Origin of the sequence: Pelagibacterium sp., assembly GCF_965249125.1 — a bacterium.
In the GTDB taxonomy this organism is placed as follows: Bacteria; Pseudomonadota; Alphaproteobacteria; order Rhizobiales; family Devosiaceae; genus Pelagibacterium.
On record NZ_OZ252217.1, the window covers coordinates 1,667,836 to 1,686,595 of the forward strand.

General features: G+C 61.7%; 18 protein-coding genes. 13 read left to right on the plus strand and 5 right to left on the minus strand.

Going from position 1 to position 18,760, the window contains the following annotated elements; genetic code table 11:
• Nucleotides 1-15 precede the first annotated feature (15 nt).
• Together secG and tpiA are read right to left on the minus strand one after the other, a co-directional pair.
• Nucleotides 16-546: a preprotein translocase subunit SecG gene (gene secG / locus ACP148_RS08220; RefSeq protein WP_421950441.1), complete on the minus strand. Its 531-nt coding sequence runs from the start codon at nt 544-546 to the stop codon at nt 16-18.
• A 245-nt stretch (nt 547-791) separates the two neighbouring features.
• Nucleotides 792-1,547, minus strand: a complete 756-nt coding sequence (tpiA, locus tag ACP148_RS08225; RefSeq protein ID WP_421950442.1) for a triose-phosphate isomerase — start codon at nt 1,545-1,547, stop codon at nt 792-794.
• 167 nt (nt 1,548-1,714) lie between these two features.
• On the opposite strand from tpiA, the gene ACP148_RS08230 reads away from it, so the two are divergent.
• From ACP148_RS08230 to glp, 7 genes are all read left to right on the plus strand, one after another.
• Nucleotides 1,715-3,583 carry a SurA N-terminal domain-containing protein gene (locus tag ACP148_RS08230; protein WP_421950443.1) on the plus strand — a complete coding sequence of 623 codons (1,869 nt, stop codon included), beginning with the start codon at nt 1,715-1,717 and terminating at the stop codon, nt 3,581-3,583.
• A 7-nt stretch (nt 3,584-3,590) separates the two neighbouring features.
• Nucleotides 3,591-5,102, plus strand: coding sequence for an anthranilate synthase component I (gene trpE, locus ACP148_RS08235; protein WP_421950444.1), 1,512 nt, complete (start codon nt 3,591-3,593; stop codon nt 5,100-5,102).
• Entirely contained in the window at nt 5,103-5,699 is a 597-nt protein-coding gene (locus ACP148_RS08240; RefSeq protein WP_421950445.1) for an anthranilate synthase component II, read from the plus strand.
• A gap of 889 nt (nt 5,700-6,588) precedes the next feature.
• The gene (trpD, locus tag ACP148_RS08245) at nt 6,589-7,602 is read left to right on the plus strand and encodes an anthranilate phosphoribosyltransferase (RefSeq protein ID WP_421950446.1); all 1,014 of its coding nucleotides are present in this window, start codon (nt 6,589-6,591) and stop codon (nt 7,600-7,602) included.
• Entirely contained in the window at nt 7,599-8,396 is a 798-nt protein-coding gene (trpC, locus tag ACP148_RS08250) for an indole-3-glycerol phosphate synthase TrpC (RefSeq protein ID WP_421950447.1), read from the plus strand. The genes trpD and trpC overlap by 4 nt, the downstream gene beginning before the upstream one ends.
• 1 nt (nt 8,397) lies before the next feature.
• Nucleotides 8,398-8,883: a cyclic pyranopterin monophosphate synthase MoaC gene (gene moaC / locus ACP148_RS08255; protein ID WP_421950448.1), complete on the plus strand. Its 486-nt coding sequence runs from the start codon at nt 8,398-8,400 to the stop codon at nt 8,881-8,883.
• Complete coding sequence (gene glp, locus ACP148_RS08260) at nt 8,880-10,070, plus strand: gephyrin-like molybdotransferase Glp (protein WP_421950449.1); 1,191 nt, start codon at nt 8,880-8,882, stop codon at nt 10,068-10,070. Before moaC ends, glp begins: the two co-directional genes overlap by 4 nt.
• Here the strand turns inward: glp and tcuB are convergent.
• Genes tcuB through ACP148_RS08275 form a run of 3 tightly spaced genes read right to left on the minus strand, consistent with a single transcriptional unit; the run spans nt 10,058 to nt 13,298 of the window.
• Complete coding sequence (gene tcuB / locus ACP148_RS08265) at nt 10,058-11,215, minus strand: tricarballylate utilization 4Fe-4S protein TcuB (protein ID WP_421950450.1); 1,158 nt, start codon at nt 11,213-11,215, stop codon at nt 10,058-10,060. The genes glp and tcuB overlap by 13 nt on opposite strands.
• Nucleotides 11,205-12,617: an FAD-dependent tricarballylate dehydrogenase TcuA gene (gene tcuA / locus ACP148_RS08270; protein ID WP_421950451.1), complete on the minus strand. Its 1,413-nt coding sequence runs from the start codon at nt 12,615-12,617 to the stop codon at nt 11,205-11,207. The genes tcuB and tcuA overlap by 11 nt, the downstream gene beginning before the upstream one ends.
• A 3-nt stretch (nt 12,618-12,620) precedes the next feature.
• On the minus strand, nt 12,621-13,298 hold the full coding sequence (locus tag ACP148_RS08275) for a GntR family transcriptional regulator (protein WP_421950452.1): 678 nt from the start codon (nt 13,296-13,298) through the stop codon (nt 12,621-12,623).
• A 133-nt stretch (nt 13,299-13,431) separates the two neighbouring features.
• Here ACP148_RS08275 and ACP148_RS08280 point away from each other — a divergent pair, with 133 nt between their 5' ends.
• From ACP148_RS08280 to rraA, 6 genes are all read left to right on the plus strand, one after another.
• Nucleotides 13,432-14,541 (plus strand): AbrB family transcriptional regulator, encoded by a 1,110-nt coding sequence (locus tag ACP148_RS08280; RefSeq protein ID WP_425033375.1) that lies wholly within the window; start codon nt 13,432-13,434, stop codon nt 14,539-14,541.
• A 117-nt stretch (nt 14,542-14,658) separates the two neighbouring features.
• Nucleotides 14,659-14,805 (plus strand): hypothetical protein, encoded by a 147-nt coding sequence (locus ACP148_RS08285; RefSeq protein WP_421950454.1) that lies wholly within the window; start codon nt 14,659-14,661, stop codon nt 14,803-14,805.
• A gap of 53 nt (nt 14,806-14,858) precedes the next feature.
• Nucleotides 14,859-15,800 (plus strand): LysR family transcriptional regulator, encoded by a 942-nt coding sequence (locus ACP148_RS08290; RefSeq protein WP_425033377.1) that lies wholly within the window; start codon nt 14,859-14,861, stop codon nt 15,798-15,800.
• Between the two features lie 78 nt (nt 15,801-15,878).
• The gene (locus ACP148_RS08295; RefSeq protein ID WP_421950456.1) at nt 15,879-16,937 is read left to right on the plus strand and encodes an Ldh family oxidoreductase; all 1,059 of its coding nucleotides are present in this window, start codon (nt 15,879-15,881) and stop codon (nt 16,935-16,937) included.
• Between the two features lie 10 nt (nt 16,938-16,947).
• Nucleotides 16,948-17,919 carry a D-2-hydroxyacid dehydrogenase family protein gene (locus ACP148_RS08300; RefSeq protein ID WP_421950457.1) on the plus strand — a complete coding sequence of 324 codons (972 nt, stop codon included), beginning with the start codon at nt 16,948-16,950 and terminating at the stop codon, nt 17,917-17,919.
• Between the two features lie 15 nt (nt 17,920-17,934).
• Complete coding sequence (gene rraA, locus ACP148_RS08305) at nt 17,935-18,417, plus strand: ribonuclease E activity regulator RraA (RefSeq protein WP_421950458.1); 483 nt, start codon at nt 17,935-17,937, stop codon at nt 18,415-18,417.
• The last annotated feature ends 343 nt before the right edge of the window (nt 18,418-18,760 follow it).

Sequence of the window (18,760 nt, forward strand, 5' to 3'; positions counted from 1 at the left end):
CTTATTCCGGCGTCGCTAGTTGGGCGCCGTTTCCGCCGCCGATGTCTCTTCGGCAGCAGGCTCCTCAGGCATCGTCGACATCATCGACGCGCCCGGATCGATAGCTTGAGATTGTTCGGCCGCCTCCGGCTCGCCGGTCTCCGCGGGAGCGGTTTCTTCAGGCAATGCCGGCACAACCAGATCGTCATTGGTGGTAGCGGGCTGGGAAGGAACGGCCAGATCGTCGTTTTCGGTGCCCAGGGCATCCAGAGCATCAAGAACGGTCGCCGGGCTGCCATCCGCATTCTGGGCGGCCTGATCGAGGATCGAGGTGGAACTGCGATCGGTCTGGCTGATGATGGTAAGGCCGATGGCCGTGACCATGAACAGGGTGCCGAGAATGGCCGTCGTGCGGGTCAGCAGGTTGGCCGAGCCACGCGAGGACATGAAATTGCCGCCGCCGCCTCCGCCCATCCCAAGGCCGCCGCCTTCGGAGCGCTGGAGCAGGATCACCACGATCATGGCGATCACGATCAACAGATAGGCGACAATGAGTACTGTGGCCATTTAACGGTTCGTCCTTCAAATGCTCTCGCGCTCAAGCCGGGACATATGGGAAGCGAACCCCGGCAACGCAATATCTTTAATAAGCGCGTGGTTCGTTCCTGCCCCGAAAGGCTTAACGGCTCAAGCCCTGCCCCGACCGTCTGGCCGCCAGGCAAGGCTCTGCACAGGCATCGCGTTGGCGGGCGTTCTACACGCAAAGATCGGTATTGGCCAGCCCTCCGCAGCGACAGTTTCCGCTTCAGATTTCAGGCGGCCACAATGACGGAAAAGAAGTCATCCGCCAGAAGGCTCGCGCCGCCGACCAACGCGCCGTTGACGTCGGGTGTCCGCAAGATTTCCTCGGCGTTGGAAGGCTTGACCGAGCCGCCATAGAGCAGCAATGCCCTTGCCCCCGTATCCCCGAAGCGCGCAACCAACAGTGCGCGCATATGCGCATGCATCTGGGCAATATCTTCGATGGTTGGCGTCCGGCCGGTGCCGATCGCCCAGACCGGCTCATAGGCAACGATGATGGTGGTTTCCCCGAAGGCGTCGGGCAGCGAAAATCCAAGCTGCTCGCCAACCACCTGATTCGCCTCCCCGGCGAGCCGCTCTGCCTCGGTCTCCCCAACGCAAATGATCGGGGCAAGGCCAGCAGAAAGTGCGGCGACGGCCTTTGCCCTCACGGTTTCGCTGGTTTCGCCATGGTCGGCCCGGCGTTCGGAGTGGCCCACGATAACGTGAGAGGCCCCGGCGTCCAGCAGCATGGATGCGCTTACGTCGCCGGTGTGGGCGCCGCTCGGGCTTGTGTGGCAGTCCTGGCCACCGATGCGGATCGGACTGCCCTCTGCCCCCTGCGCCGCCCGATGCAGCAGCGTCGCCGGTGGGCAAACCAGAACCTCACTATCGATATTACCGGCTTCTTCGAGAAGGGTCCTGAGCCGCGCTATCTGTTCGAGCGCAGCGCCGGTTCCGTTCATCTTCCAGTTTCCGGCAATCAATGGCCGCAATCGCTCCTGCATGCTTACCCCAACAACACCTTGCACGCACACGGAGAATGGCTTAACCGGGCGTCCTGAGTGCGGCTTGCAGGGCCCGATGGACCCTGTCTATTATGCGCGCGCTCTTAATGCCATAGGGTGCGCCTACGACAATAGGCTAGAGTTCGCCTTCAACCGATCGGTACTAAATGCTCGACAATCTTCGCAATTTCGGCCGCAGCTGGGTCGCCAAAGTCTTCCTGGGTATTTTGATCATCGCGGTCGCCGGTTTCGGCATTCCGAGCGTTTTTCTCGACCTCAACGCCAATACCGTCGCCCGGGTCGGGGACCAGAACATTTCAGTGCGTGATTTCGATCGGGTCTATCGCACTCAGGTCAACCAGTTCGCGGCGCAGACGGGCATGGCACCGAGTGCGCAACAGGCGGTCAGCTTTGGAATTCCCAATTCGGCCATTGCGCGGTTGGCCAATGACGCCTCAATCGAAATTCTTGCCAACGACCTCGAGCTTGGCGCTTCGGATGCCAAGCTGGCCGAACTTGTGCGGCAGGATCCCAATTTCGCCGGTGCGCTTGGCCTTTTCGACGCGAGCGAATTCGTTTCCATGTTGCGTCAATCCGGCTACACCGAGACCGAGTATCTGAACCTCCAGCGCCGTGCGGCGGCTCGCGAGCAGATCGGGTCGATCTTTACGGGCGCCAGCGTTCCCCAGGTCGCGCTCGATATTGCGCGCTCCTACGACGGCGATCAGCGCACCATTGAATATGTCGAGCTCAACCCGGTGCTGTTTTCGGTGACCGAGGAGCCGACGGACGAGGAATTGCAGCAATTCTTTACTGAAAACCAGAGCCGGTTCCGCACCGTCGAAACCCGCTCGGTGAGTCTTCTGCCCTTGACTGTCGATGCGCTGGCGCAGGGCATCGAAGTCACCGAGGAAGAAATTGCCGCTGAATACGAGCGGATTTCCGGGCAGTTCATTGCGCCCGAGCGCCGGGCCATCAGCCAGCTGGTTCTGCCCGATGAAGCGGCCGCTCAGCCGTTCATCGATGGCGCCGAGAGTGGCGCAAGCTTTGCGAGCGTGGTTTCCGAAGCAGGTTTGCAGACCGACGTCGCTTCGCTTGGGACGCTGGCTCAGAGCCAGATCACCGACGCCAATCTGGCGCAGGCCGCGTTCGGGCTCGAGCAGAGTGGCTATGTCGTGCTCGAAGGCAGCAATGGTTATCGCGTCATCTGGGTGAGTGCGATCGAAGAAGGCGGGCAGCAGCCGCTTGAGATCGTGCGCGATCAGGTCGAGCAGTCGCTGGCAGCGCGCAAGGCGCAGGACATGCTCTTTGACGTTTATGACGAGATCGAAGAAGCCCGCGCCGCTTTCCAGCCGATCTCCGGCGTCGCCGAGCAGTACGGGCTGGAAATCCACGATCTGGAGCTAACCGCGGACGGTGCGCAACTTGCAGATATCGCAACGCTTCCCCAGGGTTCGACCCAGACCATCACCGATGCTGTATTTGCCGCCTCCCCCGATGCGCGGGTGACCCCGGCCATCAGCCTTGGTTCGAATCGTACAGTGTTCTTCGAATTGTCCGAAGTGCAGGAGGCGCGCGACCAGACGCTCGACGAAGTGCGGGACGAGGCGGTTGCCGCGTGGCAGGATTTGCAGACCGATATGGAAATGACACGCACCGCCGAGGATATCGTCGCGGCCATCGACGACGGCAGCGACATCTTCACGGTCGCTGCCGAACGGGGCCAAATTCCCCAAAGTTCAGCGCCCTTTTCGCGCAACAGCGCCGGGGCCGCTGTCGACCCTGATGTGGCCCAGGCCGCATTCCAGGGGGGCGAAGGCTATGCCAATTACGTTTCGACCCAGGATGGTGATGTCGTTGTGTTCCAGGTGACCGACGTGACGCCGGCGACCGAAGACGCGCCGTCGCAGGTTGCCGATGCTTTGCAGGTGGACTTCCCCGATCTGATCTTCGCCAATTTCGTCGAAGGACTGCGTTCCGACGTTGGAATCCGGATCAACGAGGAAGCCCTCAATCGCGTGATCGGGCTCGAATAGGTTCGCCATGCCGGACGGCTATGACTTTACTTCCTTCGCGGAAATCTACGATGCGGGTAAGGGACAGGTTCTCTATAAGCGCATCGTGGCCGACCTCGAAACCCCGATCGGCACCTATCTGAAACTGGCGGAGGGACGCCGCTACAGCTTCCTGCTCGAATCGGTCGAGGGCGGCGCGGTGCGCGGGCGCTACTCGATGATCGGGCTCGATCCCGATTTGTTGTGGCGGGTGCGCGGCGGGGTAGCGGAAATCAATCGCTCGGCTGCCACGGCCCCCGAGACCTACATACCCCACGATGCGCTTCCCCTCGATGCGCTGCGATCGCTGATCGCCGAGAGCCAGATCGACATGCCAAAGGAGCTGCCCGCCAACTCGGCCGGCGTGTTCGGGTATCTCGGTTACGACATGGTGCGGTTCATGGAAGTGCTGCCCGACACCAATCCCGATACGATCGGGGTGCCGGACGCCATCATGATGCGCCCCTCGATGCTGGCCGTGTTCGACACGCTCAAGGACGAGTTGTTCCTGACCGCGCCTGTCTATCCCCGCGAGGGCGTCACGGCCCGGCAGGCTTTCGAAGCGGCCAATGAGCGGATCGAGGACGCGATCTTACGGCTGGAAAAGCCCCTGCCCCGCATGAGCGAAATTCCCGACCTCGCCAGGATCGAGATCACCTCGAACACCTCGCGCGAGGATTACTTTGCGATGGTGCGCAGGGCGCAGGATTACATAGCAGCCGGCGACATTTTCCAGGTGGTGCTCAGCCAGCGGTTCTCCGCCGATTTCACGCTGCCGCCGACCGCGCTCTACCGGGCCCTGCGGCGCACCAACCCCTCGCCCTACATGTATTTCCTCGATTTCGGCGATTTCGCCGTCGCTGGATCGAGCCCGGAAATTCTCGTGCGGGTCGATGAGGGGGAAGTCACGATCCGCCCGATCGCTGGAACCCGCAAACGCGGCGCGACGCCTGAGCAGGACAAGGAGATGGCCGAGGAACTGCTGGCCGATCCCAAGGAATTGTCCGAGCACCTGATGCTGCTCGATCTGGGCCGTAACGATGTGGGGCGCGTCTCCCAGATCGGGACGGTGAGGGTCACCGACAAATATTTCCTCGAATATTACTCCCACGTCATGCACATCGTTTCCAACGTGGTGGGCAGGCTCGATCCCAAATACGACAATATCGATGCCCTGGCCGCCGGCTTTCCCGCAGGCACCGTTTCCGGCGCCCCTAAAGTTCGCGCCATGGAAATCATCGATGAGCTCGAAGTGGCGCGGCGCGGGGTTTATGCCGGGTGCGTTGGCTATTTCGGGGCCGACGGGCGGATGGATACCTGTATCGTTTTGCGCACGGCGATCCTCAAGGACAACAAGCTCTACGTTCAGGCCGGGGCCGGGATTGTCGCCGATTCAAAGCCCGAGCTCGAACAGCTCGAATGCGAGAACAAGGCGAAGGCGCTTTTCAGCGCCGCCGAGGAAGCGCTACGCTATGCCGGCCAGGCCAAGGTGGGTCAGTAGATGCGCATCCTGATGATCGATAATTACGACAGCTTCACCTACAACCTCGTCCATTATATCGGCGAGTTGGGGGCGGAGGTCGACGTGGTGCGCAACGACAAGATCACCCTCGATGAGATCGCAGACAAAGCGCCCGACGCCATCGTTATTTCGCCCGGCCCCTGCACACCCAACGAAGCGGGCATCTGCCTGCCGCTGATTGCGCGTTTTGCGCGCGAAATTCCATTGTTTGGTGTCTGCCTCGGTCTGCAGTCGATGGGGCAGGCTTTTGGCGGCGACGTCGTGCGCGCACCGCATCCGATGCACGGCAAGGTCTCCACGATCACCCATGACGGGCGTGGTGTGTTTCGCGGGCTCAACAAGCAGTTCGAGGCTACCCGCTATCACTCGCTCGTGGTCCGCGACGAAACGCTTCCCGGCGAATTGACGGTAACGGCGCGTTCCGATGACGGGCAAATCATGGGTTTGCAGCACCGCAGCCTGCCGGTTCACGGCGTGCAGTTCCACCCCGAGAGTATTTCGTCGGAAAACGGGCACGCCATCCTGCAGAATTTTCTCAATATCGCTCGCGATTTCAACACAGACCGGGCGGCCTGAGCCTCGCTAGAGCATTTCAGCGCTTCTTCGAATCGCTTCAATTGCTCTAAGTCCTTGTTTTGTCGCGCTTCCGAACCGGACAAGTGGTGCCCACTTATCCTGGAAGCGCTCTAGCTGACAGCAAGCTGGCAAAGCGGCCTTTCACTACCACCCATCCCCACCCCCGTCGTCATCCTCGGGCTTGACCCGGGGATCCGCAGGGCGTCCGCAAGCGCGGCAGAAGTGGTGATCCTTGACGCGTCATCGGTCCCCAACCCCTTCACCGGCTGCCTCGACGCAGCAGATCCCCGGGTCAAGCCCGAGGATGACGCGGGTGAAGGTGGAAGCGCTGCGAAAAATCTTATCCCCGCCCCCAGACACTCGTGCCATTCTCCCCTCACGGTGTCGCCAGGGACGAGGATGCATACGAGCTTCCGGCGAGACCGATCCGGGTTCCATGCGGGTCGCTGCAGGGAAGGCCCAAAGCGGACGGATGGCCGGACGAGGAACCAGGCGTTCCACGTCGCACTCCTGAAAGGGAGAGGGGCACCGACGGGAGGTTGGCAGGGAAAGTGGGGACCGGTTTCCCGGTTCGCCAACCGACCCACTAAAAATGCCAATATCCCGGACGACAAACCCCAGCCCGAGACGCCGCCATAAGCCAAAAACCCCGGATGCGTGGGGCGATGATCGCTTCATATACTAAAAATACATGCGGAGCGTTCATTGCCCCATGCCGTCTGTCTGGAGCGCTTCCAGAAAAAGTGGGAACCGGTTTTTCGGTTCGGAAGCGCGACCGGCAAGAAAGTCAGCAAGCCGAGGCCGTTGGCCGTCGGAGGGTTTGGCACGACCACTTGCTCCTGTCCGTGCGGTGCGCTACTCCCAATGCGCACCAGAGGAAGGGACGAATATGGACATCAAGGGCGCGCTCAACCGGATTGCCGACGGCAAGGATCTGACCGGCACGGAAATGCGCCAGGTGATGGACATCATCATGAGCGGGGAAGCGACGGCATCGCAGATCGGCGCGTTCCTGATGGGCATGCGGGTCAAAGGCGAAACCGTTGGCGAGATCGCCGCGGCCGTTTCGATCATGCGCAACAAGATGGTGCCCGTCCAGGCGCCCGACGATGCCATCGATATCGTGGGCACGGGCGGGGACGGAGCGGGAACGCTCAACATTTCGACCGGTGCGTCCATCGTGGTGGCCGCTACCGGAGTGCCCGTGGCTAAGCATGGCAACAGGGCGCTGTCGTCGAAATCGGGTTCGGCCGAAGCGCTGCAAAAGCTCGGTATCAGCCTTGAGCTGACGCCCGAGCAGATTTCGGCCTGCATCAGCGAGGCAGGCATCGGGTTCATGTTCGCCCCCAATCATCACCCGGCCATGCGCCATGTCGGCCCCACCCGCGCCGAAATGGGCGTGCGGACGATGTTCAACCTTCTCGGACCGCAGTCGAACCCGGCTGGCGTCAAACGCTACCTGCTCGGCGTGTTCGACAATGAGTGGGTGGAACCGGTGGCTGCCGCGCTGCTGGCCAATCAGGCGCAATCGGCCTGGGTGGTGCACGGCGACAGCGGACTGGACGAGCTTTCGACGACCGGTCCATCCTTTGTCTCGCAGATCAAGAACGGCAATCTGACATCCTTCGAGGTCACTCCCGAAGACGCCGGACTGCCGCGCGCCAGGCTCGACGATATCGTCGGAGGCGATCCTGAATACAATGCCGGGGAACTGCGCAAACTGCTCGATGGCGCCAAGGGGCCCTATCGCGATATCGTTCTGCTCAATGCGGCGGCAGCGTTGATCGTTGCCGACAAGACGCAAACGCTGCCCGAGGGCGTGGCGATGGGCGCTGAGGCTATCGACAGCGGCAGGGCCAAGGCGACACTCGATAAGCTTGTTGCCGTTTCGGGGGCACAATGACCGATATTCTGCGCAAAATCGAAGCCTATAAGCGTGAGGAAATCGCCGCCGCCAAAGCCGCTGTTCCGCTGGCCGAGCTGACGGCTGTGGCGCACGATCAAGACGCCCCGCGCGGGTTTGCCGCCGCATTGCGCGCCAGGCGTGCTGCCGGGCAGTACGGGCTGATCGCCGAGGTCAAAAAGGCCAGTCCATCCAAGGGACTGATCCGGCCCGACTTCGATCCGCCGGTCCTCGCCAAAGCCTATGAGGATGGCGGGGCGACATGCCTTTCGGTTCTGACCGACACGCCCTCGTTTCAGGGCCGCCCCGATTTCCTGGGCGCAGCGCGCGGCGCGACGGCGTTGCCGGCCCTGCGCAAGGATTTCCTGTTCGAGCCCTATCAAGTGGCCGAAGCGCGGGCCTGGGGTGCGGACTGCATTCTGATCATCATGGCATCGGTCGATGACGTCGCCGCCAAGGCCCTGCTCGACAGCGCTGCCGAATGGGGTATGGACGCGCTAGTTGAAGTCCATGATGCAGAGGAAACCGAGCGCGCACTGGCGCTGGGCGCCGATTTCATCGGTATCAACAACCGCAATCTGCGCACCTTCGAGGTGACGCTGGAAACCACAATCGCTCTGGCCAAACTGGTGCCGGACGACAAGCTTCTGGTGTCCGAAAGCGGCGTCTTCACCCATGACGACATCAAATATCTGGAGGCCGAGGCCGGCATTGGCTGTTTTCTGGTCGGAGAAAGCCTGATGCGGCAGGCCGATGTGGCCGCGGCAACCCACACACTGTTGACGGGAGCCTGAGGTGGCGCGCGAATTGACCCATCTCGACGAGACGGGCGCGGCGCGGATCGTCGATATATCGGGCAAGGACGAAACCGTGCGGCGCGCCGTAGCCGGCGCCGAATTGCATGCCACGGTCGAAATCGTCGAGGCGATATTCGGCGGCACGCTCAAGAAGGGCGACGCCATTGCCGTGGCGCGGGTGGCCGGGATCATGGCGGCCAAGAAAACCTCCGAGCTGATCCCGCTCTGTCATCCCATCCCGGTAACCAAAATCGGTGTTGAGATCGAGCGCGGTGAGGCCCCGGACACCATCTCGATTATGGCTACGGTCGAGACCGTGGGGCGCACCGGTGTCGAGATGGAAGCGCTGACCGCGGCGTCGGTCACCGCGCTGACGCTTTACGACATGGCCAAGGCGATGGACAAATCCATGACCATTTCGGGCATCCAGCTCATCGAGAAGAGCGGCGGCAAGTCCGGAGATTTCAAACGGGTGCCGGGTTGATCTCGGTCGATGAAGCACTGGAGCGAATTGTTGGCGCCGTGGGGCCGCTGAGGCACGAGCGGGCTGCCCTCGCCGCAGCAGCCGGGCGCGTGCTGGCCGAGGACGTACGCGCGAAACTGTTCAACCCGGCCTTCGATGTCAGCGCCATGGATGGCTACGCGGTGCGGGCCGAGGACGTCCGACCGGGCACCGCGCTTAAATTGATCGGCGTTTCGCAGGCGGGTTCCGGATTTGAAGGGACCGTCGGGTCAGGGCAGTGCGTGCGGATATTCACAGGCGCGCCGGTTCCTGCCGGAGCCGATGCTGTCATCATGCAGGAAGAAACGCGGGCCGACGGCGATGCGATCACTTTCGACCATGAGGTTGCCATGGGGCGCAGCATCCGGTTTCGCGGCGAGGATTTTTCGAAGGGTGAAGTCCTGGTCAGGGTGGGAGATGTGCTCGATCCGCGCAAGATTGCGCTGGCAGCGGCGGGCAATGCGGCGGACGTAACCGTCGCGATCCGTCCGCGTCTGTCGCTTGTGGCGACCGGGGATGAGCTTGTCGCGCCTGGGGGAGAGGTCGGGCCCGACCAGATTATCGCGTCCAATTCGATCGGCCTGGGAGCGTTCTTTGGCGGGCATGGCGCGCAGGTGAGCGATCTGGGGATCATTGCCGACGACAAGGAAATTCTGGGCAAGGCGCTCGCGTCCGCGTTGGCCGATGAGCCCGATATTTTGCTGACGACGGGTGGAGCCAGCGTTGGCGAGCACGATTTCGTGCAGGAAATGCTCAAGGCCAATGGGGTCGATATCGACTTCTGGCGCATCGCCATGCGGCCGGGCAAGCCCCTCATGTTCGGACGGAAGGGCCAAACGGTCGTGTTCGGCCTGCCGGGCAATCCGGTTTCGGCGTTGGTGACAGCACGGATTTTCGTTTTGCCGGCGGTGCTCAAGATGATGGGCGGTGCCCTGCCCGCTCCGCTTTTTCTCCCGCTGGCCGACGATCTGCCGCCCAACGGACCGCGCCGGCATTTCATGCGCGGGCGGCTGGTGAGCGATGCAGAGCGCGGGACGATGGTCGAGCCGATCCGGCAGGCCGACAGCGGGCACTTATCCTCGCTGGCGGCCGCCGATGTATTGATCGTTCAGCACGAAAACTGCTCAGGCAAGGCGCGCGGCGAGATTGTCGCCACTCACGCTCTCTGATTTGCTGCGATGCTCTTGCTCGGTGAGGGCCGTTTGGTCTGGGCATCGCGGACCAGAGCGGCGAGGCGGAACGGAACGTGGACCATCTTGGTGTAGGGAAGCGTCAGGTATAGAGCGAACACCGCTCCCAGATGGGCAATGAGCAGCGGGCGCACGCCCGCAGTGCCGGTAGCCCAATAGAGCGCAAGGCCGGTGGCCGCGGTTGCCGTGAGCAGCACGACGAAGGCCATTTCACCGCCCCACACCGCCGGGGCGCCAAGGTTCTTTTCGGCGCGCAGTTTCAGGGCGATCAGCCCGATGCCGCCAAGGGTCATCAGGATTCCGCCAGGAACGCCGAACAGTTTGGGCAGCGAGAACGGGCCGTAAGGCGCTTCCATGCCGAAGACATAATGGAGAACGGTGCCCGACGCGGTTGCGGCAAAGCAGAGCACGAACCCCCACATTACCCCCTGATGCGCCCAGCGGCGGGCCATCGTATAGCGGTCCTCGTTTTCGTAATTGCAGCCCTCGGCAGCGCCGCCCGAAAGATTCTTGAGCTTGCCGGCATCGACCAGTGCATCGTGCAGATGCTTGACGGTGACGCGCTCACCGCCAACATGGCGCCAGTAGCGCCTGATGCCGATGGCGATCAGGGCAAGCGGCAGGAACGAAGTGACGGTGAAGAGCGTGGCCATGACGGTGTGGGAGATGACAGCATAAAAGCCCTCTCCGTTTTCGGGGCGAATAGCGTAGGCGATCATGAGGATAAAGGCGATGCCGGCGGCCAAAGCGCCGGCCAATGCCATGCCGCTTTTCTGAAAAAGCGTGGCCAGCCCGTTGGGCCAGATGAACTTTTCCCAGCTCTCGACCCGAACCTCGGCAAGGGCGCGCGGCAGATTGAGATCGAATTCGTGGGGCTCGGTGTATTGGCACGCGTAGTAGCAGCCACGGCAGTTGTGACAGAGATTGGCCAGTTGGGTCACCTCGCCGTCGGAAAAGGCGCGATGGAGGGTCATAGCCGGAAAGACCGAGCAATAGCCTTCGCAATAGCGGCAGGCGTTGCAGATCTCGAGTTGACGGCGGGCCTCGTTGATGGCCGCGTCCGCGCCGGTGTCGTAATCGACGGCGGTGCGGTCCGAGAGCGTTCCGAGAGCATCAATTGACATGAGCGGCGGCCTCCTTGCCGGCTGTGCGTCCGAAGACGGTTCCGATGGTCATGCCGAAACCGGCGAGATAGCCCTGCCCGAGGATCGAACCGGCCATGATTTCGCCGGCGGCCCAGACATTGGCGTAGCGGCCATTGGCGCCGCTGACGCGTGCCGTGTCGTCGACCTTGAGACCGAGATAAGTGAAGGTAACGCCCGGGCGGAGCGAATAGCCGTAATAGGGCGGCGTATCGAGCGGGCGGGCCCAGTTGGTTTTGGCGGGTTCAAGGCCCTCGGTGGCCAATCCATCGAGTTCGGTGGGATGGAACTTGCCGGGTCGGCAGGCGGCGTTGAATTCGGCCACGGTCTTTTCGACCGCCTCGACCGGAAGCTCCATTTGCTGGGCGAGCTCTGCAATGGAATTGGCCTTAATGGCCGGGAAGACTGACGGCATGAACAGATTTGAGCTTTTGGCGTCGATCAGGGCGTAGGCGACTTGCTCGGGCTGGGCCGCGACGAGCCGCCCCCAAATGGCGTAACGCTTGGGCCAAACGTCCTCGCCTTCGTTGTAGAAGCGCTGGCCGTCCTTGTTGACGACGACCGAGAATGGCACGCAATCGAGGCGCGTGACGATGCCCCCATCATATTTTGGGGCTCGGCCATCGATGGCGACGGCGTGACACTGGGTGGGATCGCCAACGCTCTGGGCACCGGTATCAAGCATGTCCTTGAGCACTTCGCCGCGATTATAGGGCGTGCCGCGAATGAGGAAGTTCCTGGCTGCCGGCCCCCAGGCGCGCGCCAGCCATTCGAGGTCGGCCTGAAACCCACCGGAGGCCAGGACCACTGCCCTGCCCGCGATTTCGATCTCCTTGCCGTCGATGGTGACGCGCAGCGATTCGAACGTGTCGTTTTCGATAGTGATGTGGGAGACCTTCGCCTCGTAGAGGATAGTGACGCCCAGATCGGCGGCCGTGTTGTAATAGGCGTTGACCAGAGCTTTGCCGCCTCCGAGGAAAAAGGCATTGGTGCGCGAGAGCGAAAGCGTACCCGAGAGCGAGGGCTGGAAGCGCACGCCGTGCTTTTCCATCCATGGCAGGCAGGTTTCCGAGGTGCGTATGGCCATGCGGGCCAGGTGCTCGTCGGTCTTGCCCCTGGTGACCAGCATCAGATCGTTGAAATATTCGTCTTCCTCATAGGCGTCAGTCAGAACGGACAATGGGCCCTGATGCATGCAGCGGAAGTTGCGGGTGTGGCGCGAATTGCCGCCGCGATAGGGTTTTGGAGCGCCTTCGAGCAAAAGGACACGGGCACCGGTTTCGGCTGCCTCGATCGAAGCACAAAGGGCGGCATTGCCGCCTCCGACCACGATTACGTCCCATAGTGTCTCTGTCAGCGTGGCCCGTGAGGCAGCCTCGCTCATTGTCTATTCCTCCTCGTCCTGGGTGGGTCGTTCACGAAACTGGCGCAGGCGCGAGCGATGTGCGGCGAGCATGTGTTCGCGCATCGCCGATTCGGCTCCTGCCTCGTCGCGATTGCGCATCGCTTCGAGCAGATTGGCGTGCTCATCGATCGCCTGCGCGGCGCGGCCGGTTTCCTCCATGGTGGAAGGGCCGAGAATGAGCATGGTTTTTTGCAAAGCGCGCATCGAATGGCCGAGGTATCGATTGCGCGCGGCATCAAAGATAACGCGGTGGAACTGGCGGTTAAGCTCGTAAAGGCGCGCGCCGTCGGTTTGCGCTCCACCCATTTCGGAATTGATCGCCTCCATTTCCGAAAGCTCGACCTCCGAGGCGGTTCGAGCCGCCAACCGCGCCGCAGTGGTCTCGAGCACCACGCGCATTTCATAAAGTTCCGTCACTTCGGAATAATCGAGCTTACGAACGGCTGCGCCCGAGCGGGGCACGTGACTGACCAATCCGTCGGCCTCAAGGCGTCGTATGGCCTCGCGTACCGGGGTCCGGGAAATCCCAAGCCGTGAGGCGAGCTCGGTTTCGAGCAGGCGGTCGCCCGGCATGAGCGTGCCGGCGCGAATTTCTGCAATCAGACGCTGGTAGGCGTCCTGCCCCTGTGGAATCTCGACACGACGTTCGGAACTCGTCATTTCCACTTCTTTGTATCCACCTGTATACAATAAGCTCGTGGCAGTATGCAAGGCCATCCTGTTCGTTGCCGGCTGGCGATGGCCCAATCGCGGCTGGGCAATTGTCAGTGGCGGCCCGATTGGTAGGCAGTGAATGTCCGAGCATATTGCCACTCATCTCCTGGCCCGGGCCGACGCGACCATGCACCAGATTTTTCTCTACGCCCGCACTTTGATTATTGGCGCCCTTGGCGGGCTCGTCGGGTATTTGCTGAACTTTCCGCTCGGCTGGCTGGTGGGAGCAATGCTATCGACAATTCCGTGCGCCATGGCGGGCATCCGAGTGCCGACACATTGGGGACTGCGCTCGGTCATGATCGGCTTGATCGGCCTGATGGCGGGTGCCGCCTTTACCCCATCGATCATCAACCGGGCTGGCGAATGGGCGTTTTCGCTGGCCGGGGTCGCTGTCTATTGCGCTATCATAACCGCTATCGGACTGTTCATCTGCCGTACGCTGGGCAGGCTTGACCGTCCAACGGCCGCGTTTTCCGCCGCTCCCGGCGGATTATCGGAAATTCTGGTGCTGGGACCTGCATATGGGGCCGACGTTCGGGCGCTATCGCTGGTTCATGGCATGCGGCTCGCTGTGATTCTCATCATCGTTCCGCTGGTCATTGTCTGGGTGGGAACAGGCAACGGCCCAACCACAATGAACCGGGCCATCGATTTCACACTCCCCATGCCGCTCAGGGATTACGCAATCCTTGGTGCCTGTCTTGTCGTTGGCATTACGGGTGGGCGCAAAATAAGACTGCCGGGGGCGCATCTGACCGGGCCGTTGCTCCTGTCGGCTCTCGTCCACTATTTCGGCCTTACGGCCAGTAGCCCGCCGCAACTGTTCGTCATCGTCGCCCAGATCGTGATTGGCACGTCGGTCGCGCAATTTTTCGCCAATACCACCATACGCCAGGTGTTGGCGGGGTTGATGGTCGGGGGCGGGCTGACGGTCGTCAATCTGGGATTTGCGGCCTTGTTCGCGCTGGCGTTCCGAACATGGCTGGGAATTCCCTTCGCCGCCGGGCTGCTTGCGCTTGTGCCCGGCGGGCTGCCGGAAATGAGCCTGATCTCGGTTGCCCTTGGGCTCGACGCCGCCTTTGTCAGCCTGCACCATCTGTTTCGCGTAGTGCTGGTCTTGATGTTCTTGCCGATGCTGGTGCCATTGTGGATTCCCAAACCCGAAAGGGTTGTCCAACCGCATTAGGCGAACCGTGCGTGTCGCCTTGCCGTAGCGCGATAGCCCCGTTCACCAACCGGCGATGGCGGGAGAGCGATGAGCGGCCTATCTCAATGGCAACAGGTTTTGCCAAGGATGGACGCCATGAAGATGCCGCTAAAGCTCAGGGCCGCGATGTCGGCTATCGGAGGACAGATGGACCGTATCAGGCTCTATCAGAGCTTCGAGCGCTACAACGATTTTCACACGCTTTCGCCGTTGGCACGCCGCCATCTGGGCCTGAGCGAATAGCGTTTCTTGAATCGGACCAAAGGCTTGGTCGCAAACAAGGAGAAATTGCTATAGTGAGCCAAACCGAAAACCGGGACTGGTTCATGCAGCATTTCGACCCCATTACGGCCCGCCTCGTGCTCGCACTTGCGCGTGACGGATCCATCGCCAAAACAGCCGAACGCGAGAACATCGCGCCTTCGGCGGTAAGCCGCCGCATAGCCGATCTCGAGGCCCGCATGGGAATTGTTCTGTTTGACCGTTCTGCCAGCGGCGTATCGCTGACCTCAGCGGGAATGCGCTATGCGGAAGGCTGCCGGCGGATTTTTCGCGAGATCAGCGATCTGCATACGGCCATGAACGGTTTTGCCTCCGGCGATGCCGGGCAATTGCGGATTGCGTCGTCGAGTTCGGCCCTGTCCGGGCGCCTGCCCGAACTGCTGGCGAGCTATGCAAGGCAGCATCCGGGCGTGCACCTCGATATCCGTGAAATGGCGGGGCGGGCGACCCTGACGGCGCTCGAGGATGCCCAGGTCGACCTGGCGATCTTTGCCGACAATTACGATTATTCGGCCTTCGATGCCGAAGTGTTCGAGGATGACGATGTGGGCGTTATCGCTTCGCCCGACCACCCGTTGGCCAAAGATATTCTGGCAGGCGGTCCGATAAGTTTCGATATGGCTATGGGCCATGAGGTGGTCGGGGTCCACCACATGGGTGCCTTGGATCGGCTGATCAACGAGGCGGCGCGCAAAGCGGGCCGTACATTGGGCGCAAGGGTCAATGTCGAGAGCTTTCCCTCGCTGGTGCGCATGGTCGAAGCGGGTTTCGGTATAGGGTTTCTACGCAATACGTCGATCCATCTCCTCGCCGGCACGGACCTTGTGCATGCGCCGCTGGCCGAGAGCTGGGCGGTTCGCAAGCTGATGATCGCTCGGCGCCCGCGCATGGCGATCGCCGCGTCCGTGACCAGCTTTCTCGAGCTGGCGCGCACCGGATACCGGCGCGAGACCTGACACGGACGGGCGGCAGTCCTGCCTGCCCGTATTACACGAATCGCGTCCGGAGACCGGACCACATGGAGGAGACGCACAATGAATTCAGCGGCCCCTGCCCGCATCGTCGATGCCCAAAAGCTGCAGGCGCTCATTGCGGACATTTTCGGCGCCGAGGGCGTTCCCGGAAAGGATGCGGCGCGCATTGCTGAATGCCTGGTGCTTGCCGATCTGCGGGGTGTGGCTTCGCATGGGGTGTCGCGGCTTTCGATTTATCTCGAGCGCATCCGGCGCGGCATGGTAGAGCGCGTACCGGAATTTGGGATCAGCGAACCCAGCCCCGTCGCAGCGTTACTCGATGGCGGCAACGGGTTCGGGTTTCTCACTGCGACCAGGGCTATGAAAATGGCAACCGAGCGGGCCGAGCAATTCGGGATCGGCATGGTGGGGGTCAAGAACTCCAACCATTTCGGTATGGCAGCCTGCTATCTGCTGCAGGCTGTCGAAGCGGGCTACGCGGCACTAGTGTTCACCAACGCCTCGCCGGCCATGCCGGTATGGGGAGGGCGCGAGCCACTTCTTGGCACAAGCCCGTTTGCGTTCGGTGCGCCGGGCAATCCGCCAATCATTCTGGATATGGCCACATCGGTGGTGGCGCGCGGCAAGATACGGCGGGCCGCGGCGGCGGGTGAACCCATCCCCGAGGGCTGGGCGCTGGACAAGGATGGCAATCCCACCACCGACGCGCAGGCAGGCTATGAAGGTCTCATCCTGCCGCTCGGCGGGCCGAAGGGTTCGGGGCTATCGCTGATGATGGAAGTCATGGCCGGCGTGATGACCGGCGCCGCGTTCGGGGGCAAAGTGCGAAACCAGTACGAGAAATTCGATGCGCCGCAGAATGTCGGGCACATGATGGTGGCGTTTAGGCCGGGGATTTTCATGGGCGAGGACTATCGCGAGCGGATGGGCGAACTGGTGTCGCGCGCCAAGGGCTCGACGCCAGTTTATCTCGATCGGCCCGTGTTAATGCCCGGGGAACCCGAAGCTTTGCGGGCCGAGGAGCGACGGCGGAACGGAATTTCCATCGGAGCGGCCGATCTCGAGATGGTCGCCAGTGAAGCGCACGCCGTCGGTGTTGATGCGTCGGCTTATATTTAGGGGATATTGAATGGCACTCAGGATTGCGGTTCTCGACGATTACCAGAACGTGGCGCTCAAATTGGCGGACTGGAGCAAGCTGGGTTCCGATGTGGCCGTCGACGTTTTCGACACCAATTTGGGCAGCGAAGACGAGGCCACAGCGGCACTAGCCGGATTCGACGTGATCTGCCTGATGCGCGAACGCATGGCCCTGCCCGCCTCGCTGATTCAAAGATTGCCTAATCTTAAGCTTGTCAATGTAACGGGTGCTCGGGTGCGGGTGATCGATTTCGATGCGGCCGTCGCCAGGGGCATCACGGTTTGCCACACCTATGCAGGAGATTCAACGAATGCCACGCCGGAAGTCGCGTGGGGTCTCATTCTGGCGAGCGCGCGGCATCTGGCCCAAGAGCACCAGCGGGTGCGTGATGGTGGATGGCAGGCGAGCATCGGAACCATGCTGGGCGGAAAGACGCTTGGACTGGTGGGCCTGGGCAAGCTGGGCAGCCGAATGGCGCATATCGCGAAGGCGTTTGAAATGAACGTGATTGCCTGGAGCCAGAACCTCACCGAAGAGCGCGCTGCCGAATGCGGTGCGCGGCGGGTCGACAAGGAAACGCTGTTTCGCGAGGCCGATGTGGTGAGCCTGCACCTTATTCTTTCGGACCGTTCGCGCCATACCGTGGGGCGGAATGAGATCGGGCTGATGAAGAAGGGGGCAATTGTCGTGAATACGTCTCGCGGACCACTGATCGATGAGGCGGCGCTGGTCGATGCGCTCAATGCAGGGAGCATCAGGGCCGGGCTGGACGTCTATGATGTCGAGCCCCTGCCCGGAAACCATCCGCTGCGTGGCGCGCCCAATGTCACGCTGAGCCCCCACCTGGGCTATGTGACGCAAGAGGCTTACGAATTGTTCTATCGCGACATCGTCGACAACATCATTGCCTGGCGGGAGGGCGCGCCGGTGCGGGTTCTTGCAGCACCGGAAAAGCCATAAGAGGAGACTTATAGAATGACGATTAAGAAGACCGCCGACCTGGTTGACGGACATGACGATAAGCTGACGTTTTGCGATTATCCACTGACCAAGTTCGGGCAGGCCGAGGGGTTCGAAGGCGAAATCGTCACGCTCAAGACCTTCGAAGATAACGCGTTGTTGCGCGAAATTCTCGAACAGCCGGGCAATGGTCGGGTGCTGGTGGTCGATGGTGGTGGATCGACCCGGGTGGCGATCGTGGGCGACCAGATCGCTGCGCTGGGGATGAACAATGGCTGGGCCGGGCTTGTGCTCAACGGCTCGATCCGCGACAGCGTGGATATCGACGCGATGGATTATGCGGTGTTCGCCGTGGGGACCTCGCCGAAGAAGTCGACAAAGACGCGCGCCGGGTTCAAGGATGTGCCGGTGACGTTCGGGAACATGACGTTCACGCCCGGGCATTATCTTTATGCCGATGCGGACGGAATACTGGTTTCGGAAAAGCCGGTGGAATGAGGTGAAAGGGGCTGCCGAACACTTTCAGCAGGATCGGTTATATCTCCTCCGGTCAGATGGCAGGTCCGAGGCATTGAAGAAAACGCCCTTCGAACTGCCGCCACGATAAAAGCGTGCTGATATCCAGGATTGAGGCATTAGCCCTCCCAGGTCCTTGCTATCCTATAGAGCGCTTCCAGGATAAGTGGGCACCACTTATCCGGTTCGGAAGCGCGACAAAACAAGGACTTAGAGCAATTGGAGCGATTCGAAGAAGCGCTGAAATGCTCTAGTCGTTCGCGCCTCCATTGCGCAAAAGGCAACGCCCCTTGCAGAGATGCGAAGGGGCGCTGGCTGCCGTGAG